This window comes from Acetomicrobium sp. S15 = DSM 107314 (assembly GCF_016125955.1).
GTDB lineage: Bacteria > Synergistota > Synergistia > Synergistales > Thermosynergistaceae > Thermosynergistes > Thermosynergistes pyruvativorans.
This window is the reverse complement of the sequence record NZ_JADEVE010000336.1, coordinates 88,345-113,867: the sequence shown is the minus strand read 5'-3', so window position 1 is coordinate 113,867 and position 25,523 is coordinate 88,345. Positions and strand designations below refer to the sequence as shown.

Below are 25,523 nucleotides of genomic sequence, written 5' to 3'. Positions count from 1 at the left end.
CGCCGGGCCTCCTCGAGTTTTCAAGCCAACTCGCTCACCAACCGCTTAAAATGATTGCCCCTTTCCTCGAAATTGCTGTACATATCCCAACTTGTGCAAGCCGGCGACAAGAGTACCACATCGCCTGGTCTGGCGATGTTATAGGCATATTTGACCGCCTCTTCCATATCGGAAACAAAGCAAAAGGCTGTAAAGCCAACACCTCTCAGTGCCTTGCCTATCTCTTCTCTCTCTTCTCCTAATAGCACCGCCGCTTTCGCCTCTTCAGCTACTGCCTTGGCGAGCAATTCGTAGCTTTCTCCCTTACCGCGCCCTCCGAGAATCACGATCTTCTTTCCGTTGAGAGATTGCAATGCAGTCACAGCAGCGGCAACGTTGGTGCCCTTTGAATCGTTCACGAAGAGCACGCCCCCTTTGCGGGCCACCTCTTCGCACCTGTGCGGCAATCCCTTAAACGAGGCAAGTGCTCCCCTCGCTCGCGAGACGTCCTCACCTAACAATGCGACGGCGGCCATAGCCATGGCGGCATTTTCTACGTTATGGTGCCCAAGAATGGCGAGATCACGAAAAGCGAACAATTCTGCCCTCTTCCCCCCCCTCTCCAAGAGGACTGTTCTTTCTCCCAAAATGATGCGGTTAGGGAGGTCTACCCCCTCCCTTTCAGAATGCACAGTGAACGTTGCGCGCTCTAAATCGCAAGGCGGAAGCAAATTCAACGCCTCCGCCTGTGAGATCAACCAGGCCGAAGGTTTTTTGAGCTCAACGAGGTGCCCTTTGGAGCAAAAATAAGAGGCTGCGCTGCCATGCCAATTCAGATGGTCAGGTCTCAAGTTGGTCACTATAGCGAGATCGGCATGGAATGCCTTGGACCAGTGTAGCTGAAAGCTTGATAGTTCGATGACTATATAGTCGTAGGGAGTAAAGGCAAAATCGGCCAAAGGGTTGCCTATATTCCCAGCCACGGCTACTTTCAGATCGCAGGCGGCTAAAAGATAGCCGAGGAGCGCTGTCGTAGTGCTCTTTCCATTGCTCCCGGTTACGCCTATCGTCTTGCCCCTCAAATGAGGCGCCACAAAGTCCACCTCTCCTATAACTGTTATGCCCTGTTTCTGGGCTGCCAACACTAGAGGAGCATAGGGAGGAATGCCAGAGCTCAAAAGCATAAGGTCGGCTTGGAGTGCACGCTCTGAATGCCCCTCCTCCCAAGGTATTCCAGCGTTTGCGAGCAAGTCCTTGCGCTCCGGAGAAAGTTTGTCTTTCTCTGAGACGAAGACGGGGTGCCCTATCTTTTTGGCCAAAAGGGCGAGGGTGGTGCCGCTTACTCCTCCGCCTACCACGGTTACGCGCTCACAACACTTCATGGTGTCACCCCCTGCACTTCAGGAAAAGGGCCAAAGAGCGCGTGCGCCAACATAAACAATAAAGCCATTCCCAAGGCGTGAAATATCCAAAACCGCGCCACGATATGCGTCTCGCGCCAACCTAAGAGCTCAAAGTGATGGTGCAGAGGGCTCATGCGAAAGATTCGCCGCCCCCAAAGCCTTAACGAGATTATTTGGACGATCACGGAGAGCGCCTCCACTCCGAAGAGCCATCCCAACGGTACAATGAGGAAGATCGGACCGCTTTGGATCGTCGCGCTCATGAGCAGGCCGCCCAAAAAGTGAGCTCCGACGTCTCCCATAAAGACCTTTGCCGGATAGGCATTATGCCACAAAAACGATCCTGCGGCGCAAAGCCCTACAACGGCCGGGAGCATGACGCGCGGAACGCGGAAGCAGAATAAAAGGACGGCGAAGGATATGGCGGCACTGCCTGCTGCCAGACCGTCAAGCCCATCTGTCACATTCACGGCGTTCAAAAAACCCACCGTCAAAAATGACAGCAAGAGACACGCTAAAAGCGGCTGTAGGCGCAATCCGTGCCAGAGGAATATATTCATATTCAGCGACACAAAAATAGCCCAGGGGAGCACCACCGCTGCCTGCCATAAAAGCTTATGAAGACTGCTTAAACCTTCGCCTGAGCGGCGCATATATTTAAGCAGATCGTCAAATAGACCCACAGCAGCAGCCAACCACGGCAACCCCCATATACTGAACAATTCTTTTGCGGCAATATCTTCATTCGGTGAGAGAAGTAAAGCCAGGAGGGGAAGCGCCAGAAAAACTACGCCGCCCATAGTAGGTGTGCCGGTCTTTGCGGTGTGCCCTTGGGGGCCGTACCACTTCGCCACCTGGCCTATTCGCAGGCGACGCAGACAGCGTATCCATATCTCTTGGAGAAAAAGGCCGGAGATCGCAGTTACGATTGCCACGCCAGAGAGCAGCATTCCCTCTCCTCCCAGCTTTTCAACGCCTCTTCCAGGCCATACGCCCTCGATCCCTTTACCAAAAGCAAATCACCGGGCTTCAAAGAGGCGTCAAGTATGGCACATCCTTCTTCTATGCTCGATACGAGTCTGAAACGATCATCTTCATCTGCTAACGTGCCCTTCCATTCCTCTCCTAACAAAAGCGCCTTGCCGAAGGAGCGCAACCTTTCGACTACACTTCTATGCCATAAGTCGCTTTCCCCCCCGAGTTCCTTCATCCCCCCGAGAAGGGCCCAGCGCGTCCCTTTGCAAGGAAGGAGTGACGCGCTGTCGATAGAGGCGATCATAGAGGCGGGGTTTGCATTATAAGACTCGTCTATGATCCAGGCCCCATGGGGACCCATCCATGTGTGCCCTCTGCCCTTTTCGGGCAAAACCTCCTCAATTGCAGCTATAGCGGCTTCAGCAGGAACACCACAGTGGTAAGAGGCCGCCAAGGCAAAGGCGAGCGCATAGGAATATTGTCTCTCCCACAGGGCACTTTCCAGAACGAACGTCTTGCCTCCGTGTTCCAAGAGGAGGTTAAGACGTGGACCTCTGTCGTCGATGAAGACTTTCGAGGACAGGATGCGCCAGGCAGAGCCGTGTTCATATCCCACCGAGATGAAGTTCAAGGTTTTGTTTGCGGCCTTCAAGGCGCTACGAAGTGTAGTATTATCAAAATTATAAGACAAAACTGAAAGCCTGCCGGATCCGAGCAACTCCAACTTAGCTTGCAGGACACCCTCGATGCTTCCAAGCCCTTCGAGATGAGATGGAGCAATTTCTGTAATAATGCCGAGGGTGGGCGGAAAGAATTTCACGAGCATCGCTATCTCGCCAGGCGCGTTCGTGCCCATCTCTAAGACCAAGATATCTGCGTCGCTTTCCATGGAAAGTATGGCCAATGAGCATCCTATGAGCGTGTTATAGCTCTTCTCCGATGCGCATACCTTAAATTGCACAGACAAGGCTTGACTCAAGAGCTTTTTCGTCGTGGTCTTTCCCACGCTGCCGGTTATTGCTATTACTTCTTTCGGCCTCACCCAACGCAGATAAAATCTTGCCATCTCCACGAGCGCTTCCAACGTATCTGCAACGCCGAGGAAGGCCACGTTGGGATAATCGCCTGAGAGCTTATCCGCATCTTCCAAGCGCGCTACGACCGCTTTGGCCCCCTTCTTCAAGGCCTCTTCTATAAAGGCGTGCCCGTCCTTTCTCTTCCCGGGCAAGGCCACAAAACCATTGCCCGGGCGAATCTCGCGGCTATCCGCACAAAAAGCGGGCAAAGCGATGTCTGGCCCCCAAAGGCGAGCCGTTACCGCTTTGGCAACTTCACCTAAACGTGGGCGCCCTCGATCGTGTTCTAATTCAGATTCCTCTTCCTTGCCCATGATTTAACGGCCTCCAAATCACTATAGGGAATGCGCTCCTTGCCGATTATAATATACTGCTCTGGGCCCTTGCCCGCGAGCAGGACCACATCCCCTTCGTTTGCCATGTCCAATGCCGTACAGACGGCTTCTGTTCGGTTCAAGATTACCTCATAGGGAGTATTGTATCCGCTGGCGCGAATGCCCGTTACAATTTGTTCAGCTATCGAGTTGGGATCTTCGCTCCTCGGATTATCCATAGTTACCATTATAAAATCCGCCAACCGGGCTGCCACTTCCCCCATCTTCGGGCGATTTTCAGCAAATCGCTCGCCTCCGGCGCCGAAGACTGCTATAAGCCTCCCACGGCTGACCTCTTTCAGAGCTTTTAACACATTTTCCAGCGCATCAGGAGTATGAGCGTAGTCGATGACGCAGCAAGGACCGTTTGGAAAAACATATCGCTCCATCCTGCCAGGAACGAGAGGGGCATTCTCTAAGACTTTCTTCATATCGCAAAGAGGAATGTCGAGCGACCACCCCATCGTCACAGCGGCCAGCACATTATACGCGTTATAGAGGCCTATCATGGGAATATGAACCTCAATGAGCGACTCGCCACTCGGCAGAAAGATGTCCATGGTCAATCGATCAAAACTTGCCCCCTTGACCGACCCCCATACTCCGCCTTCGATTGGGCCTTTTAAACTATATGGCAGGAGGCGATCCGGATAACGAGAAAGCAACCTTTTGCCATAAGGGTCATCGGCGTTCGATGCCCCGCGCCAATCTTCTTTCATGTATCGCTCGAACAATAGTGATTTTGCTCTAAAGTAACTCTCCATATCTCCATGATAATCCAAGTGTTCAGGCGTCAAGTTCGTGAAGGCCGCTCCGTCGAAATGGCAACCCTCCAGTCTTCCTTGCTGTAGCCCATGAGAAGAGGCTTCCATGGCGCACGCCTTGCATCCTTTCTTGACCATCTTGCTCAGCCAACGCTGGATTTCCGGTCCTTCTGGCGTAGTGCGATCGGCCGGCTCGTCTTCGCCGTCGCTGTAAAAGATTGTCCCCAAAAGCCCACAGCGGATGCCTCTGCTTTCCAAAAAGCTCCTTATCAAGATAGTGGTGGTGCTCTTGCCGTTGGTGCCGGTCACTCCCAGCATCACGAGTTTCTCCGCTGGATAACCGTGGATGATGGCAGCGCAGAGCCCCATAACCCTCCTGGCATCAGAGACTACAAGTTGAGGTACGTCGATATCCGGCAACTCCCTCTCACAAAGAAGGGCAGTGGCTCCGGCACGGACGGCGTCTTTAGCGTATAAGTGCCCATCGAGATGCTCTCCCTTAACGCAGCAAAAAAGCCCACCCTTGATGGGCCTTCGGCTATCGCTGAAGGTGTCGATTACGAATACATCGCTGTCGTTCCCTACAAGGCGAAAAGGGGCCTTCCGTTCGTCGAGCTCCATGCATAACTTGCGCAACGGGAATATAGCTTTGCCGCTATCAGCCGATACATGCGTTTCGTTTATCGTAAGATTATGGCTCTCCATATTTATCCTCCGTTTTGTGCATTTTGTCTTACACTTGTCCATTCCCGCAGTTATGTTTGCTCCAATCGGCTCGCAGTAATTTCATCGACGATATCCCTAAAAATGGGGGCTGCCACCTCGCCCCCTTGATATCCTCCTTCTTTCGGATCTCCTATAACTACAATCATGACGAAGCGCGGATCCTCGAAGGGCCAGAAGCCCGCAAACGATGCCACGTGCCGTCCTTTCTCGTATAAACCGCCCTTGGCTACCTGAGCGGTGCCTGTTTTGCCTGCCACCTCGACGAGGGACGAGTTCGCCCTCACGCCTGTTCCATTGAGCACCACATTACGGAGCGCTCCTCGCATCCAACTCGCTGTGCCAGGCGACAAAACACGCGCTAAAGCTTCCCTCTTGCCCTCATGAACCAAACGTCCCCTGGCGTCGAAGGCACGCTCTACGAGATAAGGACGCAAAAGCACTCCTCCGTTTGCGATAGCAGAAAAAGCCCTCACTAACTGTAAAGGCGTTATGGCAACCCCTTGACCGATAGCTATGTTGGCCGGCGTCACACCTCGCCACGTTTCGGGCGGGTTGATTAACCCACCTTCTTCCCCCCCAAGCTCTATGCCAGTAGGGATGCCGAAGCCCCACTCTTTCAGGCAAGAATATGTCTCTCTGGATGGAAGTATGATGCCGACCTGAGCCATACCGACGTTGCAGGATTTCACTATGATGTCCAACGGCGTTAGTTTGCCATGACCACCCCTGTGAATGTCGCGTATCATACCGTCAGCCACTTTGACCTCTCCTCGGCAGTGAAACTCCCTCTTCGACGACACATATCCCTGTTCCAGGGCTAAGCTCATCACTACCGGTTTAAACGTCGAGCCGGGTTCGTACACCCTGTTGATGGCATTATTGCGGGTCAGTTCAGGGAAGGCCAACTCCTTTCGATTGTTTGGATCGAAAGTGGGCCAACTGGCCATAGCCAATATAGCTCCATCCCGTGGATCCATACATATGACTGTTCCCCATTGGGCCTTGTGGCGCTCCGCCCCTCTGGCCAGATGCCTTGAAACTATATATTGGATCCTGGCATCTATGGTCACCTGCACGCTACCCCTTCCATGCGACATCAAATGAGACGGCAGTACATCCAAAAGATTGCCAGCAGCATTGCGCAAGAGGACTTTGGCCTGGGGCGGAGAGTAAAGCACACGATCCCATTCGTATTCTATACCAGCCAACCCTCTATCATCAATGTCCACGAAACCCACCACATGGGCCGCCAATTTGCCGCCTGAGTACGTGCGTTTCATTTCTTTTATCGCAAAGATCCCGGGAAGTGATAAGCGCATAATTTTATCGGCCTTTTCCGGCTCCAATTTGCGGGCGAGCCACCGGAAGCGCCCCTCCAAAGGCCTTGAGATCTCTCTTATTTCTTCTGGCGCTAAAAGCGATGAAAGTTCGTTCGCCCTGCTCGGGTTCCAATATAGAGGATCTATAAAAAGACTAATTGACGGAGCAGAAATGGCCAACGGAAAGCCATTTCGGTCTTCGATGGTTCCACGTCCCGTGCTTATCGATACCTGTGCCCAGTACTGTTGGTCGGCCTGAGCTACCACCCTAGGGTCTGGCAAGAGTTGCACGTTTACTATGCGCCAGCCCACGAGAACAAAAAATAGGCCAATTAATAGCCAAGGTAGCCTCTCCCTCACATCATCATACCTCCGCGGGAGTCTTCAATCCTCGGCGTTGGCCCTCGCCGTAAAACCGGCGGCGCCCTTACCTTCACCTTTCGCAAAAATAGAGGCCTCGTTCTCCGGGAGTGGATATACGACGCTCGGCACGACAACTACGTAGAGAGAATTCGCATGCGTCATCTTGAGCTTTTCGCAGGCGTAGCGATGAATGCGATCGGGAGACATGAGGTAAACCAATTCATTCGCCAGCCTGAGGTCCTCCCTCGAGAGGAGATCTATCTCCCTCTCGAGGGAAACGAGTTGAAATCCCAGGTGCATGGCATAGAGTCGCAATCCCCCTAAGCCCAAGAGCAGCGCGGCGTATAAAAAGACCAATGCTGCTACTCCCCATTTAACCTTACGCAGATCCCAGCGACTTCTTCTTTCCTCGGAACCGATAGAGCCTTCCATTTTTCTTCTCTCCTCCGGCTAAGGATCTGAAGTCAATTGAAACGCCCTGAGTTTCGCGCTCCTCGCTCTGCGATTCTTCTCTATTTCCTCAGCGCTTGGCGTCAACGGGCCTTTGAAAATGACCTTGCCCAGGTTTTCGTGCTGCCACATTAAAAAGTGCCTCTTTACAATGCGATCCTCCAAGGAATGGTAACTCACTACTATAATGAGTCCGCTTGGGTATAGCGCACTGCAAGAACTTTTCAACATAGCCTTCAACGCTTCGAGCTCGCCGTTTACCGCGATGCGCAACGCCTGAAAGACGCGACGAGCAGGATGTCGTCCAAGTTTGCGTTGCAACGGTGCAGGAAGAGAGGACCTGATAACCTCCACCAAGGTTTTGGTAGTGGTTATTGGACCTTTACTACTCCTCCAGCGCACTATGGCCCGAGCCATCCTCTTCCCGAATCTTTCCTCTCCATATTCGATGAAAATTCTGGCGAGTTCATCTTCGGATAGTTCATTGATGAGTTGAGCTGCGGTAGTGACGTTCTCAGATGGGGACATGCGCATGTCCAAAGGGCCTTCTCTGTCGAAGGAAAATCCGCGCTCTGGACGATCGAGCTGCAACGAAGAAACGCCCAAATCCGACACTATAGCGTCAACTCTGTCCCATCCCTTAACCTTTAAGTGCGAAGCGATCTCGGCGAAATCACCTTGCACGAGGCAAAAATGACCCTCGAAGCGAGAAAGCTTGTCTTTCGCTATGGCGAGAGCCTCTTCGTCTCGATCGATGCCCAGAAGAAAAGCTTCGGGAAAACGAGAGAGTATGGCCTCGGCGTAGCCGCCCAGCCCCACCGTGGCATCTACCACACGCTTGAGGTGTGGATGTTTTGAAAGAAGAGCTATGACCTCTTCCAGCAGCACCGGAACGTGGTCGGTCAATACCCGCCCACCTCCTCAACTATTCGAGGAAAGTCGCTCAGCGCACGGGATCTATACTCCTCCCACAGGTCGTAATCCCATATCTCAAGGTGATCGCCAACCCCGGTTATGCAAACCCTGTTTTTCAAAGACGCATGATCCCGGAGCGGCTGCGGTATCAGAACCCTGCCAGTGGGATCCACCGATATCTCGTGGGCCATCGCCAGGAAAAGCCGCAAAAAAGCCCTGCTTCGCTCTTTTGAATACGACAGCGATTTGAGTTTTTCGAAAAGTTCTGACCAGCGGTCCAAAGAATATACGGCGATACAATGTTCTATGCCGATAGAGGCCACGAGATTATCGCCCAGATCTTCGCGAAAGCGAGCTGGTAAGACAAGACGACCCTTGCTTTCCAGGCGATGTTCATAAGATCCTATCAGCATAGCCATATTATGCCACTTTCTTCCACAATATTCCACCAAATCCCAAAGATGGTCAAAAAAAGAGTCCAGAGACCTATTTGTCTCTGGACAAGTAAGGACTTAAGACCTATATAACGAAGCAAGAGCACCCCATAAGCCGGGTTCTGTATTGCGCGATCATTTATCTGGAGACGAACTTGCGCTCGTCCTCAAGCGGCCTTACCCGGAGGTCAGCGGGCAGCCTCAACCCTCCCTATTTGGCCTTGCTCCGGACGGGGTTAACCTAGCCCGCGGGTCGCCCCGCGGCTGGTGGGCTCTTACCCCACCTTTTCACCCTTACCTTCTTTCGAAGAAGGCGGTATATCTCTGTGGCACTCTCCTGGGCTTGCGCCCACTGGACGTTATCCAGCGTCCTGCCCTATGGAGCCCGGACTTTCCTCTCCTCGCAAAGGAGCGATCGCATAGAATACTCTTACTTATGAAGAATTATATATCATCAAAAGCCTATTTTCCAGGTAGAATAAGCAAGGTTAAAAAAGCATGACACACGGGAGGAAAGACATGAGGGAAGAAAAGCCCTACCCGGCTCCCCCGGAGTACGACATATTCAAGCGGCGCATTCGCGAGTTGACTGGTCTTGACCTTGATGCCTATAAATACCAAATCCATCGCAGAGCACATATGCTAATGCAGCGATGGGGCATGAATTCGTATGATCAATTCTACGATTATGTTTCCAAAGATCCAGAAAAACTAAGAGAATTCCTCGATTATTTGACGATCAACGTCTCGGAGTTCTTTCGAAATCCTCCACGATGGTGGCATCTCAAGGATATCGTAATACCTGAGCTTATTAATCTTAGAAGGAGCAAAAAATTAAGATTTTTAAGTGCTGGAGCTGCTACCGGCGAAGAACCCTACTCCCTTGCGATGCTGGCCAATGAAGCAAATCTCGACGATTCTCAACCCATCGATGCCTGGGATATAGACGAAAACGCCCTCAAAAAAGCGATGGACGGCGTTTATCATCAGCGCCAGTTGGTCAATGTGCCAAAGGAATGGTTGCCACGGTACTTCGAACCGAAAGGGAAGGAACTGTATCAGGTAAAAGATATACTAAAAAGGCGCGTATGCTTCTCTGTGAAGGATCTGCTAAAAGACCCTTTCCCTGAAAGGTGGTATGACATGATCTTATGCCGCAATGTAGTAATTTATTTTTCGCCAGAAGCGAAGTCTAAACTCTACCGCAAATTCTATACCGCCTTACAGCCTGGCGGATATTTAATGGTCGGGGCAACGGAACACATATTCGAATATAAAGAAATCGGCTTTGTCTCGCCGGGGGCGTTCCTTTATAGGAGGCCCCTATAGTGCTTTGCCAGCTCCAAATACGAACTGGCAAAGGCGAGGATCGTCTTTATGTCGTCACTGCCCAAACTGCGCACCACTTTTGCAGGAGTTCCCATGATTAGACTGCGCGGTGGATATTTTTTATTCTCAGTGACGAGGCTTCCAGCCGCCACTATCGACTCTTCGCCTATATAAGAACCGTCGAGCACGGTCGACCTCATACCCACGAGGCATCTACTTTCTATGGTGCATCCGTGAAGGATGGCTCCGTGGCCGATCGTAACTCCTTCTCCTACGCTCACTCCTCGTTCATAGGTGACGTGTATTACGCATCCGTCCTGAACGTTGGTGCCCTTACCGATACAAATGCCGTTTAAGTCGCCGCGGATGACCGCCTGAAACCAGACGCTCGATTCTTCTTCCAATGTCACATTTCCCACAATCACTGCAGAAGGCGCTACAAATACGCCCTCTGCTATATTGGGCATTGCGCCATCATATGAAATTATAGCGGGACGAACTTCATCGCTCATGACTTTTTAATGAGCTCGAACTATTTCTTTTATGACCATGAGGCGACTCAAGTTAGAGCGCTCCATCTCGTCGAGCTTCATCGTTATCTCTTTGATCGCATCCTCGAAAGACGGAATCAGTACGTGTTCAAGGGCGTTGACACGCCTTCTGGTGCGCTCTATTTCCTTGGCCATAAGGCGAAGGGCTTTCTCCTCCGCAGCAAGGTCGACCAGCTTCGGCAACAAAGCGGTAAACCGTTCAAGCGCCACGTCCAAGCTGCCCGAAGTCATGGCAAGGCCGTAATTGAGCCTGCCGCCCTCTTGCGTAACTTCGTAGCGAGGAACTGAGACGCTCATTACATTGCGAAAAGACCTACGTATCTCGCACTGCCCGATAGCAAAGAGCAGGGCCTGTTCGAGCATCGCAGGCAACATTTGCGCTCGGGCCATCAAGAAGCTTTGGTAGCAACTCGCTAACTCAGCCTCAAGCTCGCCTCTCTTTTCGCGCGTCGCCCTGGCCTTAGCGAGAAACTCCTTGATGAGGGCATCTTGTTTATCCTTGAGGAGCTTATGCCCCCGCCTCGCTACGGCTAGCCTTTTTTTGAGCCGTGAGAGCTCCATGCGATTGGGGTTTACTTTAAGCTTGCTGACCATACTGCCTCTCTCCCTTAAGCATTCTGCACGACCGCCTCTTCGGCTTTTCCTTCATTGTCCTGTTTTATTTTCGGTTTTAAATATTTTTCGATATAGGCATCCCGTACTCGCTTGAGCTCCCTCGTCGGGATCAAGGTCAAAAGTTCCCAACCTAAATCAAGAGTCTCCTCTATACTGCGGTTTTCATACTCTCCCTGACGCACATATCTATCCTCGAAGGCGTCAGAAAATGCCGCGAAGGCCTTGTCTTCTTCTGTCAAAGCTCCCTCTCCGAGGATCGTGGCAAGTTCCTTCGCTTCTTTCCCCCTGGCGTAAGCGGCAAACAGCTGATTTAAGAGATCTGCATGGTCTTCTCGAGTCTTGTCAGCACCTATGCCTTTATCTTTTAAGCGTGAAAGCGATGGCAGTACGTCAACGGGGGGATATATTCCCTTTCTGTGAAGGCTGCGGCTCAGGATTATCTGCCCCTCTGTTATATATCCGGTTAGGTCCGGTATGGGGTGGGTCTTGTCGTCCTCCGGCATGGAAAGTATTGGGATCTGCGTTATAGAACCACTTTTGCCCTTGAGCCTGCCCGCCCTTTCGTACATGGTCGCTAAGTCGGTGTATAGATAACCCGGATACCCTCTTCTTCCAGGAACTTCCTTGCGGGCGGCGGATATCTCTCTCAAAGCCTCGCAATAGTTCGTCATATCTGTTAAGATGACCAAAACGTGCATGTCGAGGTCAAAGGCCAGATACTCCGCACAGGTGAGGGCAAGTCGTGGCGTCATGATGCGCTCAATTGCCGGGTCATCCGCAAGGTTCAAGAACATGACTGTCCTCTCTATCGCTCCTGTGCGCCTGAAGTCCTCCATAAAGAAGGAGGCCTCCTCGAAAGTGATACCCATGGCAGCGAAGACAACGGCGAACGTTTCTTGTCCGCTCAGCACCGTAGACTGACGGGCTATCTGTGCAGCGATGTTGTTGTGCGGCATTCCGCTGCCGGAAAATACGGGTAGCTTTTGCCCTCTCACTAAAGGATTCATGCCATCTATCGTTGAAATGCCCGTCTGGATGAATTCCGACGGATAGTCACGGGAGTATGGGTTCATGGGATAACCGTTTACGTCGAGGCGCTTCTCAGGCAGTATAGAAACCCCCCCATCTATCGGGTCTCCTCTACCATTGAAGGCCCTACCCAATATATCCCTGCTCACCGGCAACGTGAGGACTTTCCCGAGAAAGGTAGCTTTGGTGGTCTTCACATCTATGCCGGTTGTGCCTTCGAAAACTTGCACCAAGGCCATATCGGAAGTCACTTCGAGAACCCGTCCCCTTCTCTTCTCTCCGGTTGATAGCTCTATCTCGACCAATTCGTCATATCTCACATCTGCGACCTTTTCAACCATCATAAGCGGACCGGAGAGGCTATTTATAGTTCGATACTCCTTAGGCAACATAGATATCATCCTCCGCAGGAACAAGCTGGCCTACCTGTGACTTGATCTCTTCTTCTAAGGTATCGAGCGTTTCCAGCTCTTTCTCGTCTATATAGCGCATCCTGGTTATTTTGTCTCTGACTTCCAGCTCTGTTACGTCTTTGAGCTGCGCCCCCCTCTTCAACGCTTCCATGGCCACGCGGTGGAATGTGAGAATGATGCGCAACATGCGGAATTGCTTGTCCATAGAGGCGTAAGTATCGATCTCGTGAAAGGCGTTTTGGTGTAGAAAATCTTCCCTGAGCGACTTGGCGGTTTCAAGGAGCAGCCTCTCTTCCTTAGAGAGAGCATCTATACCCACCAAGCGTACGATCTCCCTCAACCTATCCTCGTCCTCCAAGATCGACATGGCTTCCGTGCGCAGCGCGCTCCATTCGCCGTCATATCGCTCATCCCAATATTCTCCCAAGCGATCGACGTAGAGGGAATAGCTATCGAGCCAATTGATGGCCGGAAAATGCCGCTGGTAGGCTAGGTTGGCGTCTAATCCCCAGAAGGCCTTGGTCACGCGCAGCGTATTTTGGCTCACCGGCTCAGAAAGGTCTCCTCCTGGAGGAGAGACCGCCCCGATAACCGTTATGGACCCTTCCCTTTGATCCTTTCCTAGGCATATAGCCCTACCGGCTCTTTCGTAAAACGAGGCCAAGCGCGTTCCCAAATATGCCGGGTATCCTTCCTCTCCAGGCATCTCTTCGAGCCTGCCGGAGATCTCCCGGAGCGCTTCTGCCCACCGAGAGGTTGAATCGGCCATGAGGGCTACGGAGTAGCCCATATCGCGATAATACTCGGCCAAGGTGATACCCGTATATACGCTGGCTTCCCTTGCAGCCACAGGCATATTCGAGGTGTTGGCTATGAGGATTGTCCTCTTCATGAGTGGCTCTCCCGTCCGCGGGTCTTCAAGGTCCGGGAACTCTAAGAGCACATCGGTCATTTCGTTGCCCCGCTCGCCACATCCTATGTAGACCACTATTTCCGCATCCGCCCACTTGGCGAGCTGATGTTGGATGACAGTCTTGCCAGAGCCGAAAGGTCCAGGCACGCATGCCGTCCCGCCCCTGGCTATAGGGAAAAACGTATCGATGACGCGCTGTCCAGTGAGAAGTGGAACGACTGGCGGAAGCCTCCTCGCCACGGGGCGCGGTTGCCTTACGGGCCAGCGTTGTAACATTCTCACCTCATGGGCGCAGCCGTCACCTTCGATTACGGCTATGACGTCTTCCACAGTGAAGCTGCCAGATTTTATATCCTTCACTTTACCGCTAACCCCGGGAGGAAGGACGACGCGATGCTCGACGAGAATGGTCTCTTGAATCACGCCGAGGATAGCACCGGGCTCCACATCTTCGCCCGCTTTTACGCGCGGCTCGAAATCCCATTTTTTTTCTCGATCAAGGGCTGGCAAAGTGATGCCTCGTGGTATGTAGGGGCTTTGGGTCTCGCTTTCGATGATATTGAGAGGCCTCTGTATGCCGTCGTATATCTGCTCGATCAAACCTGGTCCAAGTTCAGCGCTCAGAGGGGCTCCAGTAGCTACGACGGGTTCTCCTGGCTTTAATCCAGACGTTTCCTCATAGACCTGAATCGAAGCCGTATCTCCTTTCAGCTCGATTATCTCTCCCACAAGGCCAAGCTCTCCTACGCGAACAACCTCATACATAGATGCGCCCGACATGCCGCTCGCCACAACGAGGGGGCCCGATATCCGCGATATGACTCCTACGATATTAGCCAATATTGTCACCTCCAAAAGTGCATAGCATGGATAGGAGGACAGAAAGAAGGTTATTTTTCATGAGAATATGTCCATGCCTACTGCTTGTTCCACCCACTGTCTAATCAACTCTGCGCCAATTCCTCGCGAACCTTTGACGTTCGGTATGGGGATAGCGCTGATCTCGCTATTGCTGACAAATTCATCTATCAAATGAGCGTATTGCTCGAATAGCCACTCAACTACAAAGACCACCGCACATTGGCCATCCATGAGGCGATGCAACAACTTACCGAGCTCCACCTCGGATATGTCTTCTTTGACGATGAAGGACTGTATGCCCACGGCTTGAAGTGGCAGCACGCTTTCATAATCTCCCAGCGCAGCCATATAAAGCCCTTTAGGGGACATATCGCAGCAACCCCCTTATAACATTTCCGCTGACACCGCTCGTTTTTCCCACAAGAGTAATCCTCAAATTCTTTATCTCCGTCTCCTTGAGATGGATGTGGCGTAATATTTGCTCCGGAGAAAAAGCATCATAGCGACATTTGTCTAAAATTTTTGTAAGAAAATCATCTAAGACCCTTTCCAGCTGCACTAACATCTCGGCTTCTTGATGAACCTCCTGCAAAGACTCTAAAGCGCTCACGGCGTCACCAAACGATAGGATCCTTTGCCATCCTTCCAAAGGCTCCTCGATCAGGCGCATTAACAGATCTGGCGTGTAGGTGCCTCCTTCGTGGAAAAACCCAGATATCTTATTTGCCTCGGTGTTTGCCCGCTTGAGCCTGAGCGCCGTCCGGATGTTTTCGGCATCTATCTTATCTTTCACATAATAGTCAATGCCGTCGTAGGGCAACTTTTTAGACAGAGCGACGAGGCTATTAAAAAGATGGGCATCCAAGATGCGCTCGATCTCCAGCATATCGCGTGACTGCTCCCACAAAGAAAGGCATTGCGGCAAAAGGACATTGAACCCATAAGGAAGGAAGCTAAAATCTTCGGTTTCGATGGCCAAAACGAGATCATCCGTGGGGATGGAACCAAGGGGAGTCAAAAGATCCCAGCGCTTCTCTCCGCCCAACCGTTGTGATATGAAGCTCTTCAAAACCACTTTGACGTTGTGGTAATCGTAAGGTAAGCGAAAGAGCAAAATGAGAGAATTATCGGGCACAAACTTCTCCACTTCGTCATAAAAGCTTTGCAGTTCTGAGTCCAACACCTGATCAAAGGAAATATCCGCCTCGGAAGAGGAAAACCATTTCGCGTAGCTGGTCTCGCCAAGAATCCTAAGGGCTGCTTGGACGTCTTCGCTCTCGATCATGCGCTGAAATATACCGCGATCGAGAAGGCGATTTTCCATCGCCTTAAGCCTGGCTATTGCATAAACGAACGCCTTATTTCCCGTCATCTCGTTCACGCCTATCTGGCAAGGAAGCGATGCACTACCTCTGGTTCCAAATCATCGCGGACGAAATCAACCAACTTCTCAAAAGTGCAATTCACTTCCACCCTTTCAATTCTCAGCAGAAAGCCACCAGACGCGCTGAGCCTTTCTTTTGCAATAACAAGATTGGTGCCATGTTCTTCGTTAAAGCGCCTGATCCATCCCTCATTGAGAACTTTCTCTTTCTCACACAATAATACTTCGCCACGCTTATTCTCAACACTCTGAAGGGCTTCTTCAAGGAGAGCGCTCATCCAGCTTGTATATTCTTCACCATTAAGTTGCTGTAACTTGTTGATGCTTTCGGCGAAAGCCTCATCGATCAATTCTCTTTGTGCTGCAAGGCGCAGCTTCCTGGCGTCCAAATGGGCCACAATTTCTCGCCGTTTAAATATTCCATCCCTTTCCCTCTGATACCTCTTGCGCCATTCCTCTTCTATTTCACGGGCCTCTTTTTCGGCCTCGGAGAGGATCGTTTTTGCCTGTTCTTGAGCCTTCTCAACGATTTCCTTAGCTTGTTGACGGGCATCTGACTCTATCTTAGTTACAATATCCTGCAAGGCCATAATTGTCTCCCCTACAGGCTATATCTGTATGCCATTCAAGAGAATTATGCTCATCAAAAGCGCCAATACTGCGTACGTCTCAACCATGGCCGGCAAAATGATGGCTTTGCCTATCTCTCCAGGTCTCTTGGCGATCAGCTGAATGCACGAGGCTGACGCCTTTCCCTGAGAGATGGCAGAAAGATATCCGCCTATAGCTATGGGTACGCAGGCGAACATGATCCCTAATCCCTGCCATACGGTCAAACTCGCAGGAGCCCCGCCCAAAAGCCCAACCTTCATTATCGCAAAAAATGCCGTGAGCAGACCGTAAATGCCCTGAGTCCCCGGCAGCGCCTGAAGGAGGAGCACCAAACCAAATTTGCCAGGGTCTTCGGTGAGCACGCCAGCCCCAGACTCACCCGCAATGCCTACTCCGATAGCCGATCCTATGCCAGCAAGACCTGTAGCCAAAGCAGCACCCAAGATTGTAAACACCATACCCAATTCCATTAAAACCGTCACACTCCCTTCTTCTACTTTATTTCCTCATCAACTAAAGATATATAACGCATCTCGTAACACAGTGGACGAAAGGGTCGTCCGCCGGCCGAATAAAATTTACTAAAAAACTCTACATACTGAAGGCGTAAGGAGTGCACAAAAGCTCCTAAGGAGTTCACTGCCAAGCTAAAAATGTGCCCCATAATGAAGAGGCAAACGCCCAAGATGGGTCCAACCCAAGGAATACCGGAGAGCAGCCCCGAAAGGGTGTTTATGATCATCCCGACGACTGCGCTGGCCATGCCTAAAGCGAGCAAACGGCTATAACTCAACGTATCACCCAAATAGGATGTTATGTTGTAGAGGCTGATCAGTCCGACCAATGTTTTCGCAATGGGGTTCTTTCTCGTTCTGCCTTGCGTGGCCACTATCGTGATCGCACCGACTATCGCTAACAGCTTTCCTATATTCCCTAAAGCGCCGCTCAGATAACCCATTGCCCCTCCTCCCCAAAGGAGAAGTCCTATTATCAGGACGATCCAACTCCCCTTGTCGCCCACCGCTCCTAAGCGATCACCCTTTCTCCAGGCGTCCGCGAAGGCCAAAGATAGGCCGTAGAGGATCTGTACAATGCCCAAGGCAAGGGCCACTGCCAAGAAAGAAAGCGGATCGCTCGTCGGGTCGCCTACCATCACGGCGTCTTTGAGTGGCTTTAAGGGTCTCAAAATGCCGAACGCGTCGATCGCGTTTCCAGCCCAGGACCCGGTGAGCGCTCCTATCGCTACCGAAGACAAACCGCACAGTAAAAAGAGCGTTAAAAAGCGCTTTAAGCCACCCTTAACGTCATATCGTAAAAGCAAATAGGCAGAAAGCAAAGCCAAGGCGACCCCATAGACCCCATCGCCCAGACAAAAACCGAAAAAGAGACAGAAATAGGGCGACATATGAGGCGTAGGATCAACCCCTCCATAGGCGGGCAAGCCGTATAGCGTGGTCAGCGGCTCAAATGGTTGGATAAGTCGAGGGTTTGTTAGAATGATCGGTGGTTCTTCATGAGGCAGCGGATCATAGATCCCCATCTCCATCATGTTGCTCCACCGCGCTAACTTCTGCTTAAAAAGATCTATACAGGGCAACGGAACCCAAAAGCTCAAGAAAGACGTCTGATCGCTATGTTTGCCTTCGCTTAGGGCCTGATGTCGGTCTTTGAGGGTGGTGTAATAATCGTGAAGCTCTCTAACTGCTGGAATATAACGTTCCGCCGCATTTTGAATCTCCAGCTCAAGATCTTCCCTTTCACTCAAAAGCCTTTCTTCCTTCTCGTCGATACCTCTTATTTCGTCTTCTATCTTGCCTTTAAGTTCTCGCGGCAATTCAACGCTTGAGAGCTTGCATTTTTCGCTTATCTCCGCTATAGATGAATCAAGATCCTTCAAATAGATAATAACTACAAGAGTATCCTTATCCTTGCCTTGCGGCGGAGCAATGAACCATTCGCATTTTTGGGGATCGAGGTTGCTCTTCAGTAAATCCAAAAGAGACTGGATCTCTTCTACGGCAATCGTACCAATTTGGGCACTCAGGGTATCTGTGCCGGAAATGATGGCAAGAGGATAAGGAAAGCCACTGAGCCGCTTCAACAAGGTTTTTTGCGCCTGTAAATTTGAAAGCTCCGAACGCAACTCGGCCATTCTGCGCTCTATTGACCGCAATCGCTGGCTCAAATCTTGAAGAGCGAGCTGACTTTCTGAACCGACCAGCTCCTCCCACCGTCTTTTGGGTCTTTCGCCCAGAAGCCACGCTATTTTATCCTCTTTCCCTTGATAATACGGTTCTAAAAATCGTAGGACGAATCGGGCGTCGGATAACCTTTCCTCGTAGAATCGCATTTTAGCTGCATGAGATGATCGGTCTTCTTCTTCTCCGATAAGCGAAATAGGTTCACAGAAGCTCAGCCGTTGAATTTCAGCCGCAACCTCATTCTCGACTGACGAGTGAACCAAGAGGTCAACATGCTTAAGCTCTACTATGGCCATACCTTGTCCTCACCTCTTCAGCCAACCAAACAGCTATCTCAGGAACTATAGAGCGGTGTTTCTCGATAAACTTGCGACTCTCGGCAATGCTTTTTTCGACGATCTTCTGGGAGGCAACCTCTGCTTCTTTCTCGATACGATTTATCGCCTCGCGATATTCCGATCGCGCTCGTTGATTGGTCTCCTCGAGCATCTTTTCGGCCTTTGCCTTGGTCTCGGAAATTATACGGCGCGCCTCTTTCCTGGCTTCTTCTATAACTCGCCGGGCTTCAGATTCCGTGTCCTTTATCTTGCTCATAAGATCATCAGGCAATATATTTACCTCCTACAAAAACAACTGTGTAGTTTTTATGCTTAAACTCGCAACACAGACAAAGTGTATATTACTATCTATCACTAAGCTAAGTCAAATTTCAGATTTTAGTCTACAAATCACTAACCACACGATTGTAATTTCTGCACATTCAGTGCCTGCAACCCCTATAACTCTGCAAGCATGAGGACCAAAAAAATCGAGACACTACACCGAGTCATGCTCATGTCTATAATCACCGAGCGATGTAATAGTTCGGCTTTCTCGTCCTCTGTGCAAAATATAAAAAAGGAGGAGGATTTCCCTCCCCCTCCCCTTTCCCTGGAGCGGACAACGGGATTCGAACCCGCGACCCTCGGCTTGGGAAGCCGATGCTCTACCAGCTGAGCTATGTCCGCATGTTTATATTGTAGTTCGTATTATAATCGGTCCGTTTGTCATTGGCAAGCGCAGTCGCCTTTGCCTTTATTTAAGTGCAGCTTGAGGAGCGTTCTAAGCGAAGCGCGGACCGTAAGATATGTCGCTTATAGTCTGAAGTTTAGAGAGGCGGTGTATAGCCTCTACATATCGGATTGTGCCGCTCAAAGAGCGCATTACGAGCGAATGAGTTCGTATATGCTCCCCTTCATAACGAACGCCGCGCAGCAGTTCTCCGTCGGTCACGCCTGTGGCAGCGAAGAAGACATTATCGCTATTTACGAGGTCATCGAGGCCTAACACGGCGTCAAGATCCATTCCGAGCTCGCGGCATCGCGAAGCCTCGTCATCATTGCGGGGCCATAGTTTGCACATCATATTCCCTCCCACGCACTTAATGGCACAGGCAGACACGACGGCCTCAGGAGAACCGCCTATGCCGAGGAGAAGGTCGATGCCGCTTCCCGATATGCAGGTAGTGAGAGCGCCAGAAATGTCTCCGTCCTGAATCAGTCTTATCCTGGCGCCAGCGCTCCTTACCTCTTTTATCAGGCCTTCATGGCGTGGACGGTCAAGTATCACCACGGCAATATCTTCCACAGACTTCCTTTTTGCCTTCGCCACTCTGGCGAGGTTCTCGCGCACCGGCGCTTCGATGTCAATTTCACCCGCCGCTTCGGGGCCTGTGGCTATTTTGTTCATGTAAAAGATATGGCGCGGATCGTACATCGTACCGCGCTCGGCTACAGCCACCACGCTAACAGCACCAGGCAAGCCCATAGCTGTCAACCGGGTGCCGTCGATCGGATCTACGGCTATATCGACCTTGGGCTCGGATTCGCTTCCCAATCGCTCGCCGTTATAGAGCATAGGTGCTTCATCCTTTTCCCCTTCCCCTATGACGACAACCCCGTCCATGCGGACGGTGTTGAGTACGAAACGCATCGCCTCCACTGCCGCTCCATCGGCAGCGTTTTTATCGCCTCTGCCCATCCACCTCCCTGCCGCCATCGCCGCAGCCTCGGTTACCCTTACCAGCTCAAGGGCCATATTCCTATCGGGAACGGCCATACTGCGCACCCCTTTCTATTTTCTACTCAGGGCGAGTGAAACGCCCAAAAATATCATCTATGTGTTTCAGATATCCTTTGGGGTCAAGGGCTTTCTTGAGATCGCTCTCTCCGATACGAGCGGTTACGCGTTCGTCCGCCCTTAAGACATCGATGAAAGGAATGCCCTCCTTGAACGCGCGCATCGCATCCTCCTGGACCACAGCATAAGCCTCGTCTCTCGCCATGCCGGCATCCACGAGGGTCAACAAGACGCTTTGGCTGAATATGAGCCCCTTGGTCAGGTTGAGGTTCTCTTCCATGCGCTTCGCGTCCACTTCCATCCCAACTACGACCCTCTGCGTAGTTTTAAGCATGTAGTGGGCGATGTGGAAGGCATCTGGCCATATGACTCTCTCTGCGGACGAGTGGCTTATATCGCGCTCGTGCCATAACGCCACGTTTTCCATCGCCACTTGGGCGTAGCCTCGAAGCAACCTTGCCATCCCGCAGAGCCGCTCGCAGGTGATGGGATTGCGCTTATGCGGCATGGCGCTTGAGCCTTTTTGCCCTTTGCCGAAGGGTTCAAGCGCCTCCAAGACCTCAGTGCGCTGAAGGTGTCTTATCTCCAGGGCCATCCGCTCTACGGCAGTACCCATTATAGCGAGGACGGCCAACAGATGAGCATGAGCATCCCGCTGCAATATTTGATTGGATACCGCAGCTGGCCTCAGGCCCAAAACCGCACAAGCCCTCGCTTCGATCTCTGGAGGGCAATGGGCATATGTACCTACGGCGCCCGATATCTTGCCCCAGGAAATTTCTTCCCTCGCCATTTCAAGGCGCTTCGCATCCCGCCCGAGCTGATCATACCAGTTGATGAGCTTTAGCCCGAACGTCATCGGCTCCGCATGCACCCCATGCGTGCGGCCGACGCAGAGTGAGTCTTTAAATGTCCAGGCCCGCTCGAGGACCGATCGCCTAAGCGCTTCGAGAGAGTCTAACAAGGTAGAAGTAGCTTTCTTGAGGCGCAATGCCGAGGCGGTGTCGAGCACGTCGCTGCTCGTGAGACCCAGGTGAACATACCGCCCCGCTTCACCCACGTTTTCCGCCACGTTCGATACGAAGGCGATCACATCGTGTTGGACGACCTTTTCGATTTCCTTTATTCGTTCCACATCGAACGAGGCTTTCTCCTCTATCTGGCGAAATGCCTCTTCCGGCACCGCGCCAAGTTCCATCCAAGCGCGACACACGGCCAACTCAACTTCGAGCCAGCTTCGGTATTGGCTCTCCTCTGACCATATTTCGGCCATCTCTTTTGTTTGATAACGTTCTATCAAATCTGTCCTTCTCTCCTTTCTTTCTTCCAATCCTCGCGCACCAAACCCAAAAAGGCATCATAAGCGCCGCTCCTGAAGTCGGGAAATGTGTAATCGAAGGGAAGCCACCCGCCCTGGCGAAAGCGCAACGTTACCTCTGCGTATATGCCATCTCGCAGGTATATGCGATGCGCGTGGTCTTTTGTAGAAGCCAAAACAACCCTTGCGCCATCGATGTACCCCGGATCGATATTGATTCGCCTCGGAGTCCCGCTTTGTCTTTCCGTTTCTATTGCCTGCTGCTTCCACCGCGATAGTTTGCCGGCGTGGCGAAGCCCACAGAAAGAGGCGAAACGCCGCAAAAGATGGGGAGATATCTGCGCATAGTAATCTGTATGCTCGAAGGAGAAAGTCGAACTGATGTGCTGGACGTCACCCCATAATGCCTGCAAGCGATCCAAGGCAGACGAGAACGTGTCTTCGTCGGGGTAGAGAAAGCCAGCAAAGAGCTTAACTGCTGGGGACAAAGCCCAACTTACCTCCTCTCTTGAAACTTGAGGAGAAGATAGCCCAAAGGCGTATCTCCCCATGAACACGAAATCAACTCTCCGTCCACGCCGTTAGTGGGGAAGTCTCTGTCGGGAAGCTGCCCGACCTTCACGCCCTCTCGTTCCAAGCGTTCCAACAACGCTTTTCCCACAGCCGCCTGCCATATTATTTCACGAGCCAACTCCACCTCTTCATCGATATCTTCAATCGTAAAATACCCGTGGCCGAGATGGCGGAGCAGAAAAGATCTGCCATTTACGACACAAAGGGTTTCCTTGTCCTTTAAGGCTTGGTCTAAGATGGAGGGCAGTATATATTCTCCTTCGAGCAGACCTCTGGCAACGCTGTTCATCGAAAGCTTGCCCGCAGCGTTTCTGTGGATCAAAGGGAAGGGCAAATCCACCCATGCGGGACAGCCCTCGCCTGCGGTCGCCCTTTTCAATTCGGATGCCTTAACGAGGCGACACGATGCTCCTTCCACTAAAACTATGCTTTCATCGGAAGAAAAATCCTCGATTTCGCCCGTGCATCGATGAGAACTTTCGAGCCAATGTCCCAACGGGGAGCTGCCAAAGCCGCGTTCCATAGCCGCAATGAGCTCTTCTTGTCGGACGCAGAACGAACTTTCATTGAGGCAAACGGAAATAGCCGCAGCCTTGTGGCGAAAAAGAAGGCATAAGGCTTCATTAACTGTAATCTCATCAGCGATTTTTTTACTCATTCTCAACTGATCTCCTATGTGTTCAATCCATGTCAAGCAAGCCCTTCACGAATGACTGTGGGTCAAAGAGACATAGATCATCTATCGATTCGCCCAAGCCCACATATCGTATCGGAAGGCCAAGCCTATCTGCCACGGCTATTATGATCCCGCCCTTAGCGGTGCTGTCATATTTGGCGAGCACCACCCCTGTCAGAGAGAGAGCCTTATGAAATGCCGAAGCTTGGGCAAAACCGTTCTGCCCAGTAACGGCATCCAAAACTATCAAGACCTCCGACGGTTCGCCCGGGATTTCCCTATCTATAACGCGCTTCATCTTCTTCAATTCTTCCATGAGGTTATGCTTGGTGTGCAGTCTTCCTGCCGTATCAGCTATAACCAGATCGGCTTTGGAAGCGCGAGCTGCGTGGATTGCGTCATATATGACGGCTGAGGCGTCTCCGCCCGGCGGGTGCGCCACAACCCTCGCGCCTATGCGATCGCCCCAAATCTTGAGCTGATCCACTGCTGCTGCCCTGAACGTGTCGGCCGCCGCCAATATGACATTTTTGCCTTCTTTCTTACAAAGCGCTGCGAGCTTTGCAGCTGTCGTAGTTTTGCCGCTGCCATTGACTCCGACAATCATGACCACCGAAGGTCTACCTTTAACTCTTAAGGGTTCGCCTGCGCCGCCTATCGCTTGAATTCGATCTATTAACATGGAAGCAAAGCGCTCTTTCAGGGCCATAGCGTCTCTGATGTTTTCCTCTTTGGCCCTTTCTTTCAGTTCCTCTACAAGGGAAGAGGCGGTATCTATGCCGACATCACCAGCTATGAGAAGCGCCTCTAAGTCTTCCCAAAAGGACTCGTCAACCGAGCGCAGATCGAAAAGTGCAGACACCCCCTCGCTCCACTTACCTTTGACACTTTTCAGTTTTTCCTTGAGGAGGTTAAGTATGGCCATCTTGGCTCACCCGCTTTGCCGATCTCGTGCCCTTTCTTTAGCGGCATCGGGCTTAGGAGATTTGGTATTCTTTTCGTTTGGACGACCCTTCCCAGGCGCAGACGTGTTTCTCTTTTTGCGGCGGTTTCTCTTAGCCTTGTTCTTCTCATCCTCGGGCCTTTTGTTATCGGATGGTTGAAGAGGCGCGTCACGGGAAACCGTCGAATTGCAGGCGATTGCATCCGTGGCTTCCGTTATGTCAGACAGACCAGCGCTCACTGGAAACGTAGGTTTTCCTCCGTCCCACCGTTCTCCCCTCATAACGCGTTCTTTAAACTCTTCGAACTCGCCCACCGGCACGCGGAGTTCTATGGAGTCGGGGGTCAAAACCCGTGCTGCTCTCTGGTTTACGTCAACGCCTACTACAACAAAAGCTCCCGAGTCGGTCTTGATCTTGGAGCCCGGAGATGGCAGATCCTTCCAGAGGTCGGCGTAGTTGGCATGCTCATAGCCTATGCAACACATGAGACGGCCACAGAGACCGGAGATCTTGGCGGGGTTCAAGGCTAAATTCTGCTCCTTTACCATCTTGATGCACACAGGATAGAAACGATGCATCCAGTAGCCGCAACAACAAGGCATCCCACACGGCGAAAGGCCTGCTACCACCTTCGCTTCATCTCGCGTACCTATCTGGCGCAGCTCTATCCGCGTATGGAACTCCCTGGCCAGGTCTCTGACGAAGGAACGAAAATCGACTCGTTGCTCCGCGGTAAAATAAAAAAACAACTTCTTCCTATCTAAGATGAATTCCGCGTCTACTAATTTCATGGGGAGCTTGTGTAGCCGCAACAGCTCCCGGGCCCTTATAAGGATAGCGTCCTCTTCTTCTCTATGAAGCTGCATCGCCTTTATCTCATCTTCGGTAGCGGCGCGGATTAAGGAGACCTCTTGCAGCGGTACTACGTTGTCTCGTGCGCCATTCCCGTCGGCGGCGGTATAACATTTGCTATAGCGCTCCACCTGTTCCTCGGAGAGTTCTCCGGCTACTACCGCCACTTCCGCGCCTCTGCTTGTATTGATCACCACGAAAGCTCTCTTCGAAACCCCTTCGCAGATTTCGTCCTCCGCGCGAAGCAAGCCCAGGTAACGCGGCTTGCCAAAGATCACAAGATATGTCCTCAATTGATATACCCTCCTCAAACAAGGCAAAAAGGAAATCTGCCACCATAGCAGGATCAAGATGAC

General features: G+C 51.7%; 25 protein-coding genes, 1 tRNA gene and 1 other RNA gene. 1 reads left to right on the top strand and 26 read right to left on the bottom strand.

The genetic code is table 11. From position 1 onward, the window contains the following. Positions 1-20 precede the first annotated feature (20 nt). The 9 genes from murD to rnpB form a co-directional block, all read right to left on the bottom strand. Positions 21-1,361 carry a UDP-N-acetylmuramoyl-L-alanine--D-glutamate ligase gene (gene murD, locus EZM41_RS10120; protein WP_198470969.1) on the bottom strand — a complete coding sequence of 447 codons (1,341 nt, stop codon included), beginning with the start codon at positions 1,359-1,361 and terminating at the stop codon, positions 21-23. After that, complete coding sequence (gene mraY / locus EZM41_RS10115; RefSeq protein WP_198470968.1) at positions 1,358-2,332, bottom strand: phospho-N-acetylmuramoyl-pentapeptide-transferase; 975 nt, start codon at positions 2,330-2,332, stop codon at positions 1,358-1,360. Before mraY ends, murD begins: the two co-directional genes overlap by 4 nt. Further along, positions 2,305-3,747 (bottom strand): UDP-N-acetylmuramoyl-tripeptide--D-alanyl-D-alanine ligase, encoded by a 1,443-nt coding sequence (locus tag EZM41_RS10110; RefSeq protein ID WP_198470967.1) that lies wholly within the window; start codon positions 3,745-3,747, stop codon positions 2,305-2,307. Before EZM41_RS10110 ends, mraY begins: the two co-directional genes overlap by 28 nt. Further along, on the bottom strand, positions 3,720-5,276 hold the full coding sequence (locus EZM41_RS10105; RefSeq protein WP_198470966.1) for a UDP-N-acetylmuramoyl-L-alanyl-D-glutamate--2,6-diaminopimelate ligase: 1,557 nt from the start codon (positions 5,274-5,276) through the stop codon (positions 3,720-3,722). The genes EZM41_RS10110 and EZM41_RS10105 overlap by 28 nt, the downstream gene beginning before the upstream one ends. A gap of 50 nt (positions 5,277-5,326) precedes the next feature. Further along, positions 5,327-6,976 (bottom strand): penicillin-binding transpeptidase domain-containing protein, encoded by a 1,650-nt coding sequence (locus EZM41_RS10100; RefSeq protein WP_198470965.1) that lies wholly within the window; start codon positions 6,974-6,976, stop codon positions 5,327-5,329. 24 nt (positions 6,977-7,000) lie between these two features. Further along, positions 7,001-7,411 carry a hypothetical protein gene (locus tag EZM41_RS10095; RefSeq protein WP_198470964.1) on the bottom strand — a complete coding sequence of 137 codons (411 nt, stop codon included), beginning with the start codon at positions 7,409-7,411 and terminating at the stop codon, positions 7,001-7,003. Positions 7,412-7,429: 18 nt separating this feature from the next. After that, positions 7,430-8,335 carry a 16S rRNA (cytosine(1402)-N(4))-methyltransferase RsmH gene (gene rsmH, locus EZM41_RS10090; RefSeq protein ID WP_198470963.1) on the bottom strand — a complete coding sequence of 302 codons (906 nt, stop codon included), beginning with the start codon at positions 8,333-8,335 and terminating at the stop codon, positions 7,430-7,432. Then, positions 8,332-8,763 (bottom strand): division/cell wall cluster transcriptional repressor MraZ, encoded by a 432-nt coding sequence (gene mraZ / locus EZM41_RS10085; protein WP_232619286.1) that lies wholly within the window; start codon positions 8,761-8,763, stop codon positions 8,332-8,334. The genes rsmH and mraZ overlap by 4 nt, the downstream gene beginning before the upstream one ends. Positions 8,764-8,874: 111 nt before the next feature. Continuing rightward, an RNA gene (gene rnpB, locus EZM41_RS10080) (RNase P RNA component class A) lies at positions 8,875-9,209 on the bottom strand. An 88-nt stretch (positions 9,210-9,297) separates the two neighbouring features. On the opposite strand from rnpB, the gene EZM41_RS10075 reads away from it, so the two are divergent. Continuing rightward, positions 9,298-10,107, top strand: a complete 810-nt coding sequence (locus EZM41_RS10075) for a CheR family methyltransferase (RefSeq protein WP_198470962.1) — start codon at positions 9,298-9,300, stop codon at positions 10,105-10,107. Here the strand turns inward: EZM41_RS10075 and EZM41_RS10070 are convergent. From EZM41_RS10070 to EZM41_RS09990, 17 genes are all read right to left on the bottom strand, one after another. Beyond that, the gene (locus EZM41_RS10070; RefSeq protein ID WP_198470961.1) at positions 10,089-10,619 is read right to left on the bottom strand and encodes a gamma carbonic anhydrase family protein; all 531 of its coding nucleotides are present in this window, start codon (positions 10,617-10,619) and stop codon (positions 10,089-10,091) included. The genes EZM41_RS10075 and EZM41_RS10070 overlap by 19 nt on opposite strands. A gap of 6 nt (positions 10,620-10,625) precedes the next feature. Then, the gene (locus tag EZM41_RS10065; RefSeq protein WP_198470960.1) at positions 10,626-11,252 is read right to left on the bottom strand and encodes a V-type ATP synthase subunit D; all 627 of its coding nucleotides are present in this window, start codon (positions 11,250-11,252) and stop codon (positions 10,626-10,628) included. A 14-nt stretch (positions 11,253-11,266) separates the two neighbouring features. Further along, a complete protein-coding gene (locus EZM41_RS10060; protein ID WP_198470959.1) occupies positions 11,267-12,694 on the bottom strand; it encodes a V-type ATP synthase subunit B in 1,428 nt (475 codons plus the stop codon). After that, on the bottom strand, positions 12,684-14,477 hold the full coding sequence (locus EZM41_RS10055; protein ID WP_446697838.1) for a V-type ATP synthase subunit A: 1,794 nt from the start codon (positions 14,475-14,477) through the stop codon (positions 12,684-12,686). Before EZM41_RS10055 ends, EZM41_RS10060 begins: the two co-directional genes overlap by 11 nt. A gap of 48 nt (positions 14,478-14,525) precedes the next feature. Beyond that, positions 14,526-14,858 (bottom strand): V-type ATP synthase subunit F, encoded by a 333-nt coding sequence (locus EZM41_RS10050; protein ID WP_198470957.1) that lies wholly within the window; start codon positions 14,856-14,858, stop codon positions 14,526-14,528. Continuing rightward, positions 14,848-15,861 (bottom strand): V-type ATPase subunit, encoded by a 1,014-nt coding sequence (locus EZM41_RS10045; protein WP_198470956.1) that lies wholly within the window; start codon positions 15,859-15,861, stop codon positions 14,848-14,850. The genes EZM41_RS10050 and EZM41_RS10045 overlap by 11 nt, the downstream gene beginning before the upstream one ends. Positions 15,862-15,872: 11 nt before the next feature. Continuing rightward, positions 15,873-16,463, bottom strand: a complete 591-nt coding sequence (locus EZM41_RS10040) for a V-type ATP synthase subunit E (RefSeq protein WP_198470955.1) — start codon at positions 16,461-16,463, stop codon at positions 15,873-15,875. A gap of 18 nt (positions 16,464-16,481) precedes the next feature. After that, on the bottom strand, positions 16,482-16,955 hold the full coding sequence (locus EZM41_RS10035; protein ID WP_198471116.1) for a V-type ATP synthase subunit K: 474 nt from the start codon (positions 16,953-16,955) through the stop codon (positions 16,482-16,484). Positions 16,956-16,978: 23 nt separating this feature from the next. Continuing rightward, positions 16,979-18,982 (bottom strand): V-type ATP synthase subunit I, encoded by a 2,004-nt coding sequence (locus EZM41_RS10030; RefSeq protein WP_198470954.1) that lies wholly within the window; start codon positions 18,980-18,982, stop codon positions 16,979-16,981. Beyond that, complete coding sequence (locus tag EZM41_RS10025) at positions 18,963-19,295, bottom strand: V-type ATPase subunit subunit G family protein (RefSeq protein WP_198470953.1); 333 nt, start codon at positions 19,293-19,295, stop codon at positions 18,963-18,965. Before EZM41_RS10025 ends, EZM41_RS10030 begins: the two co-directional genes overlap by 20 nt. A gap of 322 nt (positions 19,296-19,617) precedes the next feature. After that, positions 19,618-19,693, bottom strand: a tRNA-Gly gene (locus EZM41_RS10020). Positions 19,694-19,787: 94 nt separating this feature from the next. Then, a complete protein-coding gene (glpX, locus tag EZM41_RS10015; RefSeq protein WP_198470952.1) occupies positions 19,788-20,783 on the bottom strand; it encodes a class II fructose-bisphosphatase in 996 nt (331 codons plus the stop codon). 22 nt (positions 20,784-20,805) lie between these two features. Next, complete coding sequence (gene purB, locus EZM41_RS10010) at positions 20,806-22,104, bottom strand: adenylosuccinate lyase (RefSeq protein WP_198470951.1); 1,299 nt, start codon at positions 22,102-22,104, stop codon at positions 20,806-20,808. Continuing rightward, complete coding sequence (locus tag EZM41_RS10005; protein WP_232619285.1) at positions 22,101-22,610, bottom strand: DUF4416 family protein; 510 nt, start codon at positions 22,608-22,610, stop codon at positions 22,101-22,103. The genes purB and EZM41_RS10005 overlap by 4 nt, the downstream gene beginning before the upstream one ends. A gap of 8 nt (positions 22,611-22,618) precedes the next feature. Beyond that, a complete protein-coding gene (locus EZM41_RS10000) occupies positions 22,619-23,353 on the bottom strand; it encodes a hypothetical protein (protein ID WP_198470950.1) in 735 nt (244 codons plus the stop codon). 22 nt (positions 23,354-23,375) lie between these two features. Beyond that, positions 23,376-24,296, bottom strand: coding sequence for a signal recognition particle-docking protein FtsY (ftsY, locus tag EZM41_RS09995; protein ID WP_198470949.1), 921 nt, complete (start codon positions 24,294-24,296; stop codon positions 23,376-23,378). Positions 24,297-24,302: 6 nt separating this feature from the next. Then, positions 24,303-25,460: a PSP1 domain-containing protein gene (locus tag EZM41_RS09990; protein WP_198470948.1), complete on the bottom strand. Its 1,158-nt coding sequence runs from the start codon at positions 25,458-25,460 to the stop codon at positions 24,303-24,305. Between the last annotated feature and the right edge of the window lie 63 nt (positions 25,461-25,523).